This is a genomic window from Serratia sp. CoH_122_TC_1, from assembly GCF_058191755.1.
Genome location: NZ_JBXWLA010000011.1, coordinates 122547 through 139789, shown reverse-complemented (window position 1 = coordinate 139789; position 17243 = coordinate 122547). Strand labels below are relative to the sequence as shown.

The window sequence follows — 17243 nt, the reverse complement described above, 5'->3', positions numbered from 1 at the left end:
TGTTATCGCTCCATGACTACTGTGAGTAAAATAGAATGGCGTGATGCAAAGGACAATAATAATGACGGCTCCCGGATTAACAGGGCAACGCTCTTACACGCCTTTGATACGCTGCTCGTATTCTACGATGCTCTCGGCATAGTATCGATTAGGCGCCACATGATTTCCTACCAACACTTCTATCAGGAACGGGCCGTCGTGTTCGGCCGCGGCAACCAGCGCGTCATCGAGCTCTTCCAACGTTGCCGCTTTGGCCGAAGAGACGCCCAGACTGTTGGCGAAGGCTTTCCAGTCATGATTAGGCAGCGCAGTATAATCTGCCGATACCCCCCGGTTCTGCAACGTGTCGATATGCATTGCACCGTGAGCACAGTTGTTCATCACCACGAAGGTCATCTTGACCTGATAACGGGCAGCCGTCTGAATTTCCATGCCGTGCATCAGCATACAGCCATCACCGGTGACCACCACGCAGTTACGATGCGGTGCCGCCAGCTTGATGCCAATACCCGCGCAAATCGCCCAGCCCATCGGGGCCAACGAACTTGATGTATGGTAATCACCACGCCCACTGGCTAGCCAGTGATGTGCCATAAAGATACGGTGCGCGCCAGAGTCGACCACGACGTTAGTATCCTGGTCCATATGGCGACGAATGCGTTTAATGGCATCGCCGGGGTACATGTTTGCCTCTGCCACGGCCAGACGTGCCTGCAAGTCAGGGCGCGGTTGTTCCAAGGGTAACTGATTTACCTGCTCAATCCAGCCATCGCGCAGCACGTTGATATCGGCCAGATGCGCATCTTCGTCACTGACCGCATCTAACAGGTGTTGTAGCGCCCCGGTCAGGCTGGAGAAAATCTGCATATCCGGCTGGTAGTGCGAACTGACCTTGTCAAAATCCTCATCGATCACCACCAGCGTTTTCGTACCGTGCAACCGTGCGTTCCAATTGAGGCTATCGCGCTGGCTGAGATCGCAGCCCAACACCAGCAGGACATCAACGTCATCACCATTGATGGTCTCCACAGCCCGGGTATGGCCGGCAAAGCCATACAGACCCAATGCCAGCTCATGCCCTTCCGGGAAGGCGCCCTTGCCGGATAGCGTCGTGGCGACGGGCAAACGGTATTTCTCCGCCAGACGCAGCAGCAATGCCGCATCTTGCGGGTTATTCATCCGGTTACCGGCCAGACAGGCCACCTTCAACCCGCGTAACAGATAGTCGTCCAGCACCTGATCCAGCCCCTGCTGATCGATGGCAACGTCGCGGCACTGCGGCGTTGTGCGCGGCGGGCTGGCATCATGATTGCCGGCAACCACGTTCTTTTGCATATCGACCGGTACGCTCAAGTAAGCGCGGCCTTTACGTTGGGTGTTCAGACACGACAAACTGCGTCGCAGCTCGTGTTGCAACGTCAGGTTATTTTTCACTTCTATCGCGGCGGAAAGCAATGGCTTGACGATGGTCAGCTCATCGATGCCGCTATTGCTGCCATCCTGGAAAGCACCCTGTGCTTCATGATAAGTGGCGATACCGCCAGCCAGATACAGCACCGGGATTTTATCAGCCTGTGCAGCGGCCATCGCGGGCAAAAAATTCATTGTGCCGGGGCCGGAGATCCCCAGGCAAACGCCAAATTTGCGGTTAGCACGGGCATAACCGTCCGCCATAAAACCACAGGCGGTCTCGTGGGCACCGACGATACCGGTGATGCCTGAATGTTCAATGGATTTAATCAGTGGGTACACCAGTTTACCGGGTACCAGGAAGATGTGCTGAATGCCGCGAGCTTCAATACCCTGGATGATCACATCAGCATTACTTTGCGTTGCCGCTTTCGCGCCGGGTGCTGCAATTACCCTAACGCCATCCGCCGTTGCCAGCGCAACGGGGGTGTATAACTTCTCTGCGTGAGACTCCATTTTTAATGTCCAGTCGTGGTGGGTCAACCTGATATAGAGTCGATCCCACCAGGCGATTAGCCACAGAGACAGGCTCTCATGCGTATCTGCTTACGCGTTTAAGGTAACATTGGCACAAAATGTGCGCCAGATCACAGCATAAACGTTGATAAGCATAAAGATTGTCGGGTAAAAATAAAGATGCAAAAGTGCTTCACGTTGATGCATTTATTCATATCCTGAAACATAATAAATAATTATGATACGTGGGCCTCATTTGCAGCCTAAACCAGAGCCAGTACGGTTGCGCAAGAATGAACACTGACAAGACCGATAAGCCTGTACAAAGGAAATGGCATGATGAATTGGGATGATGCACGCTTCTTCCTGGCGGTCGCGCGCTGCGGCACTTTACGAAAAGCCGCCAATGAACTACACGTCGATCAGGCCACCGTCGGGCGGCGCATTACTGCATTTGAAGAGAGCCTGGGCTCCAAGCTGTTTATCCGCACGCCAAAATCCTTTTCCCTCAGTCCATTGGGTGAAGAGATGCTGGCCGACGTGATGAATATGGAAAACGCCGTACAAGCGATTGGCCGCAAAGCCACCAGCGGTGACGACAGCCTGTGCGGTAATGTACGCATCGCCACGACAGATACCATGGCTGAAGCCTTTGTCATCCCGGCGCTGAAGGTGCTGCGGGAGCAACACCCGCTAATTACGGTCACGATGCTGACGGCGGTTAATATCTCTGATATCTCTTATCGCGGTGCCGATTTAGCGATCAGGGGGGCACGGCCAGAGTCCGACGAACTCATTATCAAGCGCATGGCCACCATTGAGATGGGGTTGTATGCAACGCAGGACTACCTCGACAAGCACGGGATGCCGACCAAAGGCGACCATCTGCGCGGTCACGATCTGTTGATGTTCCCACGCGAACTGGTACCCCGCCACTGGAACGACTTCTGTGGAGAAGCGCTGATCGACCCTAACGTGGTGCTTCAATGCAATTCGCAGCTGCTTCTGCGTTCGGCGACACGCAACGGATTGGGAATTGGCCTGCTGTCTTCCTTCCTGGCGGATAAAGACCCAGACCTGGTACGCATCTTCCCGGAGAATAAAGACTGGGTCGATATTTGGTTGGTGCTGCACCCTGACCTGCAACGTGCGGCGCGCGTGCGTGCTGTCGTACAGGTTCTGGAAGAATCGTTTAAAAATAATCCCGGCTGATCATTGGCCCCGACTTCCCCACTCACCATAAAAAAAAGGTCGCCGAAGCGACCTTTCTTACTGCCGTGATGCCTATCAGAACATCGGCTGTGCCATCTGCACCAGCGTAATCAGCGGCTGCGGATAAACACCCAACAGCAACACCAACGCGGCAGAAATCAGCACTACGACACCGCCGGCGGTCAACGCCCAGTTATTCGGGGTATCACGCTGCAATGCTTCCGGTGCGCTGAGGAACAGGCTGACGGTGACACGCAGGTAGTAGTACAAACCAATGGCACTGCCCAGCACCACTGCGCCGGTCAACCACCACAGGTGAGCACTGACACCCATCGCGATAACAAAGAACTTACCGATAAAGCCCAGCGTCATCGGAATACCGGCCAGTGATAACATCATCACCGTCATCACCGCAGACAGGATTGGCTTATGCCAGAACAGACCACGGTAAGAGAACAGTGAATCAGCATCTGGACCACGGTACGGACTGGACATCAAGCTGACCACACCGAACGCACCCAGGCTGCTGAACAGGTAACCTGCCAGATAAACACCGGCGGTTTCCAGCGACAGTTGATGGGTTTGCACCGCAATCAACGCCACCAGCAGATAACCCAGATGGGCAATCGACGAGTAACCCAACAGACGCTTGATGTTGGTCTGGCTGATGGCCATCAGGTTGCCGAACAGAATCGAACAAACCGCAATGATTGCCAGTACCATACGCAACGCTTCGCTATCGGCGGCCGGGGCATACAGGAACAGACGCATCACTACCGCGAAGATTGCAATCTTGCTGGCGGTGGCCAGGAAGGTTGAAACCGGCGCAGGCGCCCCTTGATACACATCAGGTGTCCACAGTTGGAACGGCACCAGAGACAGTTTGAAGCCCAAACCGACAATCATCATGCCCATACCCGCCAGGATCAGCGGCTGGTGCATCATGTTTTCCTGCAGGCTCTTGCCCAGGCCAGCCAGTGACAGGTCACCAGACTCTGCATACAGGAGCGCCATACCGAACAGCAGGAATGATGATGCCGCAGCGGACAACAGCATGTACTTGATGGCCGCTTCCAATGGGCGCTTTTGGCGGTAGGCATAACCCACCAGGCCAAACAGCGGCAGCGAGATCAGTTCAATACCGAGGAACAGCGACGCCAGATGGTTGGCGCTCGCCAGCAGAATGCCACCCAGGGTAGCAATCAGCACCAGCAGGTAGAACTCTTCGCGGTTGTCCGGGTAACCGACCAGCCAAGGATAGGCAAAGGTACAGGTCGCCAGACTCGCCAGTATCACCAGCCCGGTATAGAACATCGAGTAGCCGTCAACCCGCAGCAGCGGGGTGACGTCCATTGGGCCAGCCTGGCCGACAAAGTACAGCGAAAGCAGCGCCAGGTTGAGACCGATCACGGTGAGAGTGGCGTTGATAAAGTGGTCGCGTCGCCACGCAATGCCAAGCATCACAACCACCACCGTCAATCCGACGATCAACAGTGGTAGCAATGCGATCAGTTGTTGAGGAGTTATTGTCATGGCGAATTACGGCCTTGTTGTTGAAATTGCTGAAACTGATGAACCAAACCAGTGTTGCACGTTGCTCATCGCCGCATGAGAAGTGTCCAGAATCGGCTGCGGGTAAACCCCGAGCAGAACCAGCAACACCACCAGTAGCAGAATGATGAACAGCTCACGCGCGGTCATGCCCGGCAACGGTTGGTCAGACTTGGCTTTGCCGTAGTAGGCGCGCTGCATCATGATCAACGAGTAAACCGAAGCAAACACCAGACCGAAGGTAGAAATCACGGTGATCACCGGTACAACCTGGTAGCTGCCGAACAGGATCATGAATTCACCGACGAAGTTACCGGTACCCGGCATCCCCAACGTCGCCACTGCAAAGAACAGCGACAGCGCAGGAATGTATTTAATACGTCCCCACAAGCCACCCATCTCACGCATGTCACGGGTATGCAGACGTTCATACAATTGCCCGCAGATGATGAACATACCGGCCGCTGACAGCCCGTGCGCAATCATCTGGATCACCGCGCCCTGGTAAGCCAGTTGGCTGCCCGTGTAGATGGCAATCAGTACGAAGCCCATATGGGAAACGGAGGTATAAGCAATCAGACGCTTGATATCGGTCTGTGCAAACGCCATCCAGGCACCGTAGAAGATACCGACCACGCCCAACCACATCGCAATTGGCGCAAACTCATGTGAAGCTTCCGGGAACAATGGCAAGCTGAAACGCAACAGACCGTAGGCCGCGGTTTTCAGCAAGATCCCCGCCAGGTCCACAGAACCCGCGGTTGGTGCCTGGCTATGCGCATCCGGCAACCAGCCGTGCAATGGCACTACCGGCATTTTCACCGCAAAGGCGATGAAGAAGCCCAGCATCAGCAGGTATTGCACGTTATGTGACATTGGCGTTTGCAGCAGGTCTTCGTAATCAAAGGTCCACACGCCGGTCGCGTTGTAGTGCACGAACACCAGGCCCAAAATGGCAATCAGCATCACCAGACCGCTGGCCTGGGTGTAGATGAAGAACTTGGTGGCCGCAGTGATGCGGGTTTTCCCGTCCGACGCCTTGTGACCCCAGAGTGCAATCAGGAAGTACATCGGCACCAACATCATTTCCCAGAAGAAGAAGAACAGGAACATGTCGATGGCGAGGAACACGCCGATTACCCCACCCAGGATCCACAGCAGGTTCAGGTGGAAGAAGCCCTGGTATTTCTGGATTTCACGCCAGGAACAGAGGATAGCCAACACGCCCAGCAGGCCGGTCAGCACCACCATCAGCAGTGAAAGGCCATCCAGCGCCAGGTGGATAGAAATACCAAAACGCGGGATCCACGGCAGCAGGAATTCAGACTGCCACTGCGGAATGCCTTTCGGCGTAGTCAACGTGTAGCCACCCTGCATCCACAGATGCAGAGAAAGCGCCAATGTCAGCCCCATTGCGATCAACGCAATCCAGCGCGGCACCTTAGTACCGAAGCGCTCAAACTGCCAGCACAGCAGACCGCCAATAAAGGGGATAAGAATTAGCCAAGGTAATAGCATGGCGTTTTGTGTCCCTATTCTACCGTTGTCTTTCACGCTGTGGCGTTGTTGGCTACGTCTGTTCACCCCGGTCACATACTTCAGTAAGCCCCTGGGGATTTGCACACTTGCCGCCTAGCCACAACGCGAAATTCATACGGTATAAAACATTCCGCATAGCGCCGTGTTAACGGACGCTACGCCCGATAATTGTGTCTACTCTCTGTTAAACCAAAATCAACAGAGCTAGCACCACCACTGCACCCACACCCATAGACGCTATATACCAACGCACCTGACCGTTCTCGCTGACTGTCAGACCTCGGTTCCCCCAGCGGGAGAAGATGGCCGGCAGGTTCATCATCGAGTTCAGCGGATCGCGTTGCAGCAACTTCGCAATACCCAGGTACGGCTTGACGAACACTTTGTCGTACAGCCAGTCGAAGCCCCAGGCATGGAACCACCAGGTCGAGAAGAAACGCCCTGGTGCGCTTTTGGCGATACGGGTAACCAGGCTACGTTTGCCCAGCCACAGCGCCGCCGCCAGCAGAATGCCGACGATAGCCACTACGCCGGAGGTGATCTCCAGCTGCAGCACGCTACCGTGCGCCAACTCGGTGGTATCTGGCAGTACACCCTGCAACGGCGGCACAATCATCGCGCCGACGAAGGTGGACAGCACCAGCAGAACCAACAGTGGCAGGTGGTGAGTGATGCCTTTACCGGCATGCGCTTTGATTTTCTCCTCGCCATGGAACACGATGAAAATCATACGGAAGGTATACAGTGAGGTCATGAATGCACCGACCAAACCGGCAATCATCAGGTTAATGTGTCCGTTGGCCATCGCGCCGGCCAGGATCTCATCCTTACTGAAGAAGCCCGCGGTGATCAGCGGCAATGCCGACAGCGCAGCGCCCCCCACCAGGAAGCAGACGTAGACCAGCGGAATGCTCTTGCGCAGGCCACCCATCTTGAAGATGTTCTGCTCGTGATGGCAGGCCAAAATCACCGAACCGGAGGACAGGAACAACAGCGCCTTGAAGAAGGCATGGGTCATCAGGTGGAAGATAGCCGCATCCCACGCCTGTACGCCCAACGCCAGGAACATGTAACCAATCTGGCTCATGGTGGAGTAGGCAAGTACGCGCTTGATATCCGTTTGGACCAGTGCGGCAAAGCCCGCCAGTACCAGGGTCACTGCCCCGATAATACCCACCAGATGCAGGACTTCCGGTGCCATCAGGAACAGGCCGTGAGTACGTGCAATCAGGTAGACACCCGCGGTTACCATGGTTGCAGCGTGGATCAATGCTGAAACCGGGGTTGGACCCGCCATTGCGTCCGCCAACCAGGTCTGCAACGGCAGCTGCGCCGACTTACCGACCGCGCCGCCCAGCAACATCAAGGTAGCCCAGGTGATCGCCGTATCGCCGACCGCCAGTTTTTGCGGTGCCAGGATCATCAGTTCACGGATGTTCAGCGTGCCCAGTTCGTTGTAGAGAATGAACAACGCAAACGCCAGGAACACGTCACCAACGCGGGTCACGATGAAGGCTTTCATCGCCGCCGCACCGTTGGCCGGATCTTTATAGTAGAAACCGATCAACAGGTAGCTGCACAGGCCCACGCCTTCCCAACCCAGGTACAGCAGCAACAGGTTGTCTGCCAGAACCAATACCACCATGCTGGCGATAAACAGGTTGGTGTAAGCGAAGAAGCGTGAGTAGCCTTCTTCACCGCGCATGTACCAGGACGCGAACATGTGGATGAAGAAACCCACACCGGTGACCACTGACAGCATGGTCAACGACAGCCCGTCCAACGTCAGCGTCACGCCGATGTTGAAGTTGCCGACGGTCATCCAGTTCCACAGGCTTTGCTCAAACAGCTGTACGCCGGTGGCTTTCTGGGCGAAAAAGTCCATCGCCACATGCACAGTAACCAACGCAGCAAGGCCGATAGAGCCTACGCCAACGGTCGCCGAAACGTTTTCAGACCAGCGGCCACGGGAAAAGGCCAACAGCAGGAACCCGATCAGCGGTAGCAGAATAGTTAAATATAATAGGTTCATCCGCGCATCTCACTGACAGTATCAATATTCAGGGTATGACGACGACGGTAGAGCTGCAGCAGCAACGCCAGACCAATACTGGCCTCGGCTGCCGCCAAACTGATCGCCAGGATGTACATCACCTGCCCATCCGGTTGGCCCCAGTAGCTACCCGCGACGATAAACGCCAATGCCGCAGCATTGATCATCACTTCCAGACTGATCAGCATAAACAGCAGATTGCGACGAACCAGTAACCCGGTCAGACCAAGGACGAACAGGATCGCCGCCAGGATCAAACCATGTTGAAGAGGGATCATGCTTGCTCCTCCGATTTTCTTCTCGCCATTTCGCTACTGGCCGGGGCGTTACTCAACACTTCACCCGGTTTGTGCTCACGGCCAATGTGGAAGGCAACAACCAGACCTGCCAACAACAGCATTGAAGCCAGCTCGACCGCCAGAACGTAAGGACCAAACAGGCTGATCCCTACCGCTTTCGCGTCGACCATGTCACCGCTGATGCCCTGATCAGACACGCTACGGATAGCGACAATCAGTACCGCTAATAGCGCCAGCGACAACAGGCCCGGGCCAATCCACACAGACGGCTTCAGCCAATCACGCTCTTGCTGCTGCACCGCGTTGCCAAGGTTCAGCATCATCACCACGAACACGAACAACACCATGATGGCGCCCGCGTAAACGATGATTTCCAGCGCTGCGGCGAAGTACGCGCCGAGTGAGAAAAAGACTGCAGAGATCGCCAATAGCGAGACGATCAGATACAGCAACGCATGCACAGGGTTGGTATGCGAGATCACGCGAATTGTCGCGACCACCGCAATCAAACCTGCCAGATAAAAGGCAATTTCCATGCTTGCTGGCTCCTTAAGGCAACAGACCTTTGACGTCGATCGGTTTGGCTTCGTTTTCGGCTTCGCCCTTGGCTTTGCCGTCAATCGCCATACCGGCCATCCGGTAGAAGTTATATTCCGGATATTTACCCGGCCCCGAGATCAACAGATCTTCTTTTTCGTACACCAGATCCTGGCGCTTGAACTCACCCATTTCGAAATCCGGCGTCAGCTGGATCGCGGTAGTCGGGCAAGCCTCTTCGCACAGGCCGCAGAAAATGCAGCGCGAGAAGTTGATGCGGAAGAATTCCGGGTACCAGCGGCCGTCTTTCTGTTCTGCTTTTTGCAGCGAGATACAGCCCACCGGGCAGGCAACCGCACACAGGTTACATGCCACACAGCGTTCTTCACCGTCCGGATCGCGCGTCAGCACAATACGGCCACGGTAGCGCGGTGGCAGGTAAACCGGTTCTTCCGGATACATCTGGGTTTCGCGCTTGGCGAAGGCGTGCAAGCCTATCATCCAAATGCTGCGCACCTGGGTGCCGAAACCAACCAATAACTCTTTCAATGTCATGGTTTATTCACCCCTTATTGAGCGTTGTACAAAATGACTGCGGCGGTCGCCAGCAGGTTCAGCAGCGTCAGCGGCAGGCACACTTTCCAGCCGAAGGCCATCACCTGGTCATAGCGCGGACGCGGCAGAGCAGCACGAATCAGAATAAACATCATCATGAAGAAAGCCGTTTTCAGCGCGAACCAGATGAATGGCGGCAGGAATGGACCCTGCCAGCCACCGAAGAACAACGTCACAATCAGGGCAGAAACGGTGACGATACCGATGTACTCACCCACAAAGAACAGACCGAACTTCATGCCGGAATATTCAATGTGGTAACCGTCAGCCAGTTCCTGCTCAGCTTCCGGTTGGTCAAACGGATGGCGGTGGCACACCGCAACGCCGGCAATCGCAAAGGTCACGAAGCCGAAGAATTGCGGGATGACGTTCCACAGATGCGCCTGAGATTCAACGATGGTTTGCATGTTGAAGGAGTCCGCCTGCGCGACCACGCCCATCAGCGACAGGCCGATGAACACTTCATAGCTCAGGGTTTGTGCGGAAGCACGCATCGCCCCCAACAGCGAGTATTTGTTGTTGCTCGACCAACCCGCGAACAGCACGGCATATACCGCCAGGCCAGCCATCATCAGGAAGAACAAAATACCGATATTGAGGTCGGACACTGCCCAGGTCGGGCTGACCGGAACAATGGCAAATGCCAGCAACAGGGAAGTAAAGGCGATCATCGGCGCCAGGGTAAAGATCACCCGGTCGGAGAATTTCGGTACCCAGTCTTCCTTGAAGAACATTTTGATCATGTCGGCGACCAGCTGCAGCGAGCCGCCCCAGCCGACACGGTTTGGTCCATAACGGTTCTGGAACAAACCGAGCAAACGACGTTCGCCGAAGCTCATGAATGCCCCACAGCTCACTACGACCAGCAGGATCACTACCGCTTTAAGAATGGCAATCAGAATGTCGATCACCTCAGGGGTAAACCAGCTCATCGTGTCGCCTCCCGCAGATTTTCAACCGTCGCACCCACCAGTACTGGCGGGATCCCAGGTAAGCCAAGCGGTAACCCCACCTGTCCCTGGGTCAGGGCTTCACTCAGGCGTACTGGCAGACGCAATGTCTGGCCCGCACAGCTGAACTCCACCAGCGCACCGGCATTGACGCCAAGCGCAGCCGCATCCGCCGGGTTCACCATGACATAAGCCTCTGGCATACGTTGCTGAATTACACCAGAACGCTGTGACATTTCGTCACTGCCGAACAAATGGTAATACGGCGCAACACGCCAGCCTTGCTCATGACCAAAGGCGGCAGGCACGTTGGTAAAGTAACCCAGCTTGCCCTCCCCTGCTTCGATCAGGCGTACACCCGGATCGCCATGACGCAACTTGCCACCCACTTCGGCCTGGAACTTGTTCCATGCCTGCGGTGAGTTCCAACCTGGCGCCCAGGCGAATGGGATCTGCTGACGATCGGCCAGCGGGCTGTTGTTCCCTTCCATTGAGAAGGCAAACATGGTGTCTTTATCCTGCGGTTGACGCGGTTCATGCACGCTAATATTGGCGCGCATGGCCGTACGGCCGCTGGAACGAATTGGAGAACGCGCCAGTTTCTGACCACGAATACGGAAGCTCGCGTCCGGTGCTGCATCGACGATACCCTGCAGTTGCGGCAGTGCATTAACACAGGCGGCGATCACGTCGTCGAGCTGCGTCCAATCCACGTGGCGACTGGTGTAGGTAGAGTGCAGCGAGTGCATCCAGCGCCAGCTTTCCAGCATCACGGTAAACTGATTCTTTTTGGCATCGTCGTAGTAGGCAGGATCGTAGACCTGGAAGAAGCGCTGTGCGCGGCCTTCCTGGTTGACCAACGTACCGTCACTCTCGGCAAAACTTGCCGCCGACAGGATCAGGTTAGCCTTTTCCATCACAGCAGTGCGTTGATGGTCCGCGACAATCAGGTTGCTGACCTTGGCCAGCGCCGCGTCCACTTTCGCCGCCGACGCATGCCGGTAGAGATCGTTTTCCATGACGATAGCGGTGTCGGCTTCGCCGTTTTCCAACTGCGTCAAAGCCTGATCAAGTGAACCGCCGCCGATCATCGACAAACCGATGCTGTTGGCAGCGCTGGCTACGAAGGTGATACCCACGTCAGAACCGCGATCCTTCAGCGCTTTGGCGATGTTGGCCGCCGCTTCGATGATAGCTTCGCTACCGGCGTTGCTGCCGGTGATGATCAACGGTTTGCGCGCGTCGGTCAGCGCCTGCACGATGATGTCGACTTTCTTGTTCAGACCGCCAGCCAGATCGCTAACCGCAGGTGCCGCATTGTCCAGCGCATGGGCAATAGCGAAGCCGAAGCGCGCCTGCTCATCCACCGGTGCACGGTAGTTCCATGCCGCAATGTCATCCAGACGCGTGTCGTCCACGTTGGTCACGAACAGCGGGTATTTGGCATGCTGACCAATGTTTTGGATCGCAGCGATCTGCCAGTCGGCAACACGCTGGGCCGCCGCCATGGCACGGGCCTTGCCTTTCACCGCCTGACGTACTGACAGCGCGATACGCGCACCGGTCTGGGTGAGATCTTCACCCAACACCAATACCGCGTCGTAGCCTTCGATTTCACGCAGTGCCGGCGTGTAAACGCCGCTGTTTTGCAGCACGTTCAGCATCAGGTTCAAACGACCCTGTTCGGCCTGCGAGATACCGGTGTAGAAGTTCTCGGCACCCACCAATTCGCGCAGTGCGAAGTTGCTTTCCAGGCTGGCGCGTGGTGAACCAATACCGATGGTTTTCTTTGCCTGACGCAGAATGTCCGCCGCGCCCTGCATGGCTTGTTCGGCATTCAGGGTGATCCAGTCGTCACCGCGCAGCTGTTGTGGCTGGCGCGGACGATCTTTCTGGTTCACGTAGCCATAACCAAAGCGGCCACGGTCACACAGGAAATAGTGGTTCACGCTGCCGTTATAACGGTTTTCGATGCGACGCAGTTCGCCATAGCGCTCACCCGGGCTGGTGTTACAGCCGATGCTGCACTGCTGGCAGATGCTTGGCGCAAACTGCATGTCCCATTTACGGTTATAACGCTCGGAGTGCGTTTTGTCGGTGAACACGCCGGTCGGGCACACTTCTACCAGGTTACCGGAGAACTCGCTTTCCAGCGTACCGCTCTCGACGCGGCCAAAGTAGACGTTGTCGTGAGCACCGTACACACCGAAATCGGTACCGTCCGCATAATCCTTGTAGTAGCGCACACAACGGTAGCAGGCGATGCAGCGGTTCATCTCATGCGAGATAAACGGCCCCAGTTCCTGGTTGTTATGGGTACGCTTACTGAAGCGGTATTTACGGAAGCTGTGGCCGGTCATTACTGTCATATCCTGCAGGTGACAGTTACCGCCTTCTTCACATACCGGACAGTCGTGCGGGTGGTTGGTCATCAACCACTCAACCACGCTTTCACGGAACTGTTTGGCTTCGCCATCGTCGATGGAAATAAAGGTTCCATCGGATGCCGGTGTCATACAAGACATCACCAAACGGCCACGCGTATCTTCCGCGTTTTGGTATTGCTTTACCGCACATTGGCGGCAAGCGCCGACGCTTCCCAGCGCCGGATGCCAGCAAAAGTAAGGAATATCGAGGCCGAGAGAGAGACAAGCCTGCAACAGGTTGTCAGCTCCATCTACATCGTATTCTTTGCCGTCTACATGAATCGTAGCCATAGTCAGCATGCTTCCAAGTGGCCTGCCTTACGGCAGGCGTTAATCAAAAATTCTGGCCGTGTTCGGGCGAGTTCGGCTTACCAGCGCTGCTTCAGCAGGTTGTTCGGCTGAATGCCGCCAATCGCATGCGCGTTACTGAAATGCTTCACGGCGATACCCGCTTCGAACTCTTCACGGAAATATTTAATTGCGCTTTGCAGTGGCTCTACGGCACCTGGCGCATGGGCGCAGAAGGTTTTGCCCGGGCCGAGGGAACGGCACAGCTGCTCGAGGGTTTCGATATCCCCCGGCTGCCCTTGGCCATTTTCCAACGCACGCAGGATCTTCACGCTCCACGGCAAGCCGTCGCGACATGGCGTACACCAACCGCAGGACTCGCGAGCGAAGAACTCTTCCAGGTTGCGCACCAACGGAACCATGCCGATTTCGTGGTCCACCGCCATCGCCAGCGCAGTGCCAAGACGGCTGCCGGCTTTACCGATGTTCTCGAAGTCCATCGGCAGATCAAGGTGATCGGCAGTCAGGAAGTCTGTCCCTGCGCCGCCGGGCTGCCAGGCTTTAAAACGCAATCCGTCACGCATGCCGCCGGCGTAATCTTCCAGAATTTCACGCGCGGTGGTGCCAAACGGCAGTTCCCAAACGCCTGGGTTTTTCACCCGGCCGGAGAAGCCCATCAGTTTGGTCCCGGCGTCGTTACTCTTACCGGCGGAGATCCCCTTGTACCAGTCAATACCGTTCGCCAGGATCGCCGGAACGTTACACAGGGTTTCTACGTTATTCACGCAAGTCGGTTTGCCCCAAACACCGGAAGAAGCCGGGAAAGGTGGCTTGGAACGCGGGTTGGCACGGCGGCCTTCCAGCGAGTTGATCAATGCGGTTTCTTCGCCACAGATATAACGACCCGCACCGGTATGAACAATCAGCTCAAAGTCAAAGCCGCTGCCCATAATATTCTTGCCCAAATAACCGGCTTCGGTGGCTTCAGCGATCGCACGGCGCAGATGCACCGCCGCTTCGATGTACTCACCACGCAAGAAGATATAGCCACGGTAAGCCTTCAACGCGAACGCAGAGATCAACATGCCTTCAACCAACAGGTGCGGCAGTTGCTCCATCAGCAGGCGGTCTTTATAGGTGCCCGGCTCCATTTCATCGGCGTTACACAGCAGGTAACGGATGTTCATGGATTCGTCTTTCGGCATCAGGCTCCACTTCAGACCGGTGGAGAAACCGGCGCCACCGCGACCTTTCAACCCGGCGTCTTTTACCAGGGTGACGATCTCGTCCGGGGCCAGGCCCTTAATGGCTTTTTCAGCGCCTGCGTAACCGTTCTTGCTGCGGTATTCATCCAGCCAAACAGGCTGTTTGTCGTCGCGCAGCCGCCAGGTCAGCGGGTGCATTTCGGGAGTGCGTACAATGTCTTTAATCATTGATACTGCTCCAGTAGCGTCTCGATATCTTCAGGCTTCAGCTGACTGTGAGTGTCCTCATCAATCATCATGGTTGGCCCTTTATCGCAGTTGCCCAGGCAGCAGGTTGGCAGCAGAGTGAAGCGACCATCAAAGGTCGTTTGACCTGGTTTGATGCTCAGCTTCTTCTCAATGGCAGCCTGAATGCCCTGATAACCGGTGATATGACAAACAACGCTGTCACAATAGCGGATCACGTGACGTCCTACTGGCTGACGGAAAATCTGGCTGTAGAACGTGGCCACGCCTTCTACGTCGCTGGCAGGAATGCCCAGCACTTCCGCGATGGCATAAATCGCACCGTCCGGAACCCAGCCACGCTGCTTCTGCACAATTTTCAGTGCTTCGATGGAGGCAGCGCGTGGGTCCTCGTAATGGTGCTTTTCGTGCTCGATCGCATCACGTTCTTCCGCGCTCAGCTCAAATGCATTAACGCCGCTCTGTGGAGCGGCCGCATTGATGGGTTCAAGCGCTTCGTTATTCGCGTGATTGTCTTTTTGATCATGCATAGTTAGCGGTCCACATCTGACATTACAAAATCGATACTACCCAGATAGACGATCAGGTCGGAGACCAGGCTGCCACGGATTACCGCTGGGATTTGCTGCAAGTGCGCAAAGCTTGGCGTACGTACCCGGGTGCGGTAGCTCATGGTGCTGCCGTCGCTGGTCAGGTAGTAGCTGTTGATCCCTTTAGTGGCTTCAATCATCTGGAATGATTCGTTGGCTGGCATCACCGGGCCCCAGGAAACCTGCAGGAAGTGGGTGATCAGCGTTTCAATGTGCTGCAGCGTACGCTCTTTCGGCGGCGGCGTGGTCAGCGGGTGATCGGCCTTGAACGGACCTTCCGGCATGTTGTTCAGGCACTGTTCAAGGATGCGCAGACTCTGGCGCAGCTCTTCCACCTTTAACATCACGCGGGTATAGCAGTCGCTGTTGCCGTCGCCGACAGGAATTTCGAAATCGAAGTTCTCGTAGCCAGAATAAGGACGCCATTTACGCACGTCGAACTCGATACCGGTGGCGCGCAGACCGGCGCCAGTGACGCCCCACTCCAATGCTTCTTTAGCGTTGTAGGAGGCTACCCCAACGGAACGGCCTTTCAGGATACTGTTCTTCAGCGCAGCCTTGACGTAAGAGTCCAGACGTTTTGGCATCCACTCAAGGAACTCACGCAGCAGACGATCCCAACCGCGTGGCAGGTCGTGTGCAACACCGCCAATACGGAACCAGGCCGGGTGCATACGGAAACCGGTAATCGCTTCAACCAAATCGTAGATTTTCTGACGGTCGGTAAAGGCGAAGAACACCGGGGTCATTGCACCGACGTCCTGAATAAAGGTACTGATGTACAGCAAGTGACTGTTGATGCGGAACAGCTCTGACAGCATCACGCGAATCGTGTCTACGCGATCCGGCACTTTGATCCCGGCCAGTTTCTCAACGGCCAGCACATAAGGCATTTCGTTCACACAACCGCCGAGGTACTCGATACGGTCGGTGTACGGGATGTAGCTGTGCCAGGACTGGCGCTCGCCCATTTTCTCGGCACCGCGGTGGTGGTAACCGATATCCGGCACGCAGTCGACGATCTCTTCACCATCCAACTGCAAAATAATGCGGAATGCGCCGTGCGCAGAGGGGTGGTTCGGACCGAGGTTAAGGAACATGAAGTCCTCGTTCTCTGTACCACGCTTCATGCCCCAATCTTCTGGCTTGAAGGTCAGCGCTTCCATTTCCAGATCTTCTTTCTGTTTGGTCAACACGAAAGGATCGAATTCGGTGGCACGCGCCGGGTAGTCTTTACGCAGCGGGTGGCCTTCCCAGGTTTGCGGCATCATGATGCGCGTCAGGTGCGGGTGGCCGTCGAAGGTAATACCGAACATTTCCCAGGTTTCACGCTCATACCAGTTGGCATTCGGGAATACCTTCGTCGCTGTGGGCACGTGCAAGTCTTTTTCAGACAGTGCCACTTTCAGCATGATATCGCGGTTACGTTCGATAGAAATCAGATGATAGAAAACAGAGAAATCCGCAGCAGGCAGGCCGTCGCGGTGGGTACGCAGACGCTCGTCTACGCCATGCAGATCGAACAGCATGACATAAGGCTTCGGCTGTTTTCTCAAAAACGTCATTACTTCCAGTAACTGGTCAGGCTTGACCCATACCACGGGCATTCCGGTACGGGAGGGCTGAACAGTAAAGGCTTCCGGCCCAAAACGGTTGCGCAGTTCGCCAATAACCGGATCGTCAAGGTGATCCCGGGTTTGCCAAGAAGGCAAGGCGTCGTGCGTCGTTGAATCTGTCATAATTTTTTTTCACCACACTAAAGGGTTATTTCGCCGCAAGTTCACTTTTCGCTGTGTTAACCAATAG

General features: G+C 55.7%; 13 protein-coding genes. 1 reads left to right on the top strand and 12 read right to left on the bottom strand.

Annotated elements, in window-relative coordinates:
- Window positions 1-93: 93 nt before the first annotated feature.
- Window positions 94-1926 (bottom strand): thiamine pyrophosphate-binding protein, encoded by a 1833-nt coding sequence (locus AC2FC2_RS15720; RefSeq protein WP_490659494.1) that lies wholly within the window; start codon window positions 1924-1926, stop codon window positions 94-96.
- A 336-nt stretch (window positions 1927-2262) separates the two neighbouring features.
- On the opposite strand from AC2FC2_RS15720, the gene AC2FC2_RS15715 reads away from it, so the two are divergent.
- A complete protein-coding gene (locus AC2FC2_RS15715; protein ID WP_209638935.1) occupies window positions 2263-3138 on the top strand; it encodes a LysR family transcriptional regulator in 876 nt (291 codons plus the stop codon).
- Between the two features lie 75 nt (window positions 3139-3213).
- Here AC2FC2_RS15715 and nuoN read toward each other — a convergent pair whose 3' ends face one another.
- The 11 genes from nuoN to nuoC all read right to left on the bottom strand — a co-directional run bounded on the left by nuoN (window position 3214) and on the right by nuoC (window position 17176).
- A complete protein-coding gene (gene nuoN / locus AC2FC2_RS15710; RefSeq protein ID WP_209638933.1) occupies window positions 3214-4671 on the bottom strand; it encodes an NADH-quinone oxidoreductase subunit NuoN in 1458 nt (485 codons plus the stop codon).
- 6 nt (window positions 4672-4677) lie between these two features.
- Window positions 4678-6207: an NADH-quinone oxidoreductase subunit M gene (gene nuoM / locus AC2FC2_RS15705; protein WP_209639047.1), complete on the bottom strand. Its 1530-nt coding sequence runs from the start codon at window positions 6205-6207 to the stop codon at window positions 4678-4680.
- 205 nt (window positions 6208-6412) lie between these two features.
- The gene (nuoL, locus tag AC2FC2_RS15700; protein ID WP_209638931.1) at window positions 6413-8260 is read right to left on the bottom strand and encodes an NADH-quinone oxidoreductase subunit L; all 1848 of its coding nucleotides are present in this window, start codon (window positions 8258-8260) and stop codon (window positions 6413-6415) included.
- Window positions 8257-8559 carry an NADH-quinone oxidoreductase subunit NuoK gene (gene nuoK / locus AC2FC2_RS15695; RefSeq protein ID WP_012146014.1) on the bottom strand — a complete coding sequence of 101 codons (303 nt, stop codon included), beginning with the start codon at window positions 8557-8559 and terminating at the stop codon, window positions 8257-8259. The genes nuoL and nuoK overlap by 4 nt, the downstream gene beginning before the upstream one ends.
- Window positions 8556-9116, bottom strand: coding sequence for an NADH-quinone oxidoreductase subunit J (nuoJ, locus tag AC2FC2_RS15690; protein WP_037420982.1), 561 nt, complete (start codon window positions 9114-9116; stop codon window positions 8556-8558). Before nuoJ ends, nuoK begins: the two co-directional genes overlap by 4 nt.
- Before the next feature lie 13 nt (window positions 9117-9129).
- Window positions 9130-9672, bottom strand: a complete 543-nt coding sequence (gene nuoI, locus AC2FC2_RS15685; RefSeq protein ID WP_004947256.1) for an NADH-quinone oxidoreductase subunit NuoI — start codon at window positions 9670-9672, stop codon at window positions 9130-9132.
- Window positions 9673-9686: 14 nt separating this feature from the next.
- The gene (gene nuoH, locus AC2FC2_RS15680; protein WP_037420984.1) at window positions 9687-10664 is read right to left on the bottom strand and encodes an NADH-quinone oxidoreductase subunit NuoH; all 978 of its coding nucleotides are present in this window, start codon (window positions 10662-10664) and stop codon (window positions 9687-9689) included.
- Window positions 10661-13399 (bottom strand): NADH-quinone oxidoreductase subunit NuoG, encoded by a 2739-nt coding sequence (gene nuoG / locus AC2FC2_RS15675; protein WP_209638927.1) that lies wholly within the window; start codon window positions 13397-13399, stop codon window positions 10661-10663. The genes nuoH and nuoG overlap by 4 nt, the downstream gene beginning before the upstream one ends.
- Before the next feature lie 77 nt (window positions 13400-13476).
- Window positions 13477-14829, bottom strand: coding sequence for an NADH-quinone oxidoreductase subunit NuoF (gene nuoF / locus AC2FC2_RS15670; protein WP_209638925.1), 1353 nt, complete (start codon window positions 14827-14829; stop codon window positions 13477-13479).
- Entirely contained in the window at window positions 14826-15377 is a 552-nt protein-coding gene (gene nuoE, locus AC2FC2_RS15665) for an NADH-quinone oxidoreductase subunit NuoE (protein WP_142814764.1), read from the bottom strand. The genes nuoF and nuoE overlap by 4 nt, the downstream gene beginning before the upstream one ends.
- A 2-nt stretch (window positions 15378-15379) precedes the next feature.
- Entirely contained in the window at window positions 15380-17176 is a 1797-nt protein-coding gene (gene nuoC, locus AC2FC2_RS15660; protein ID WP_209638923.1) for an NADH-quinone oxidoreductase subunit C/D, read from the bottom strand.
- Window positions 17177-17243: the final 67 nt, after the last annotated feature.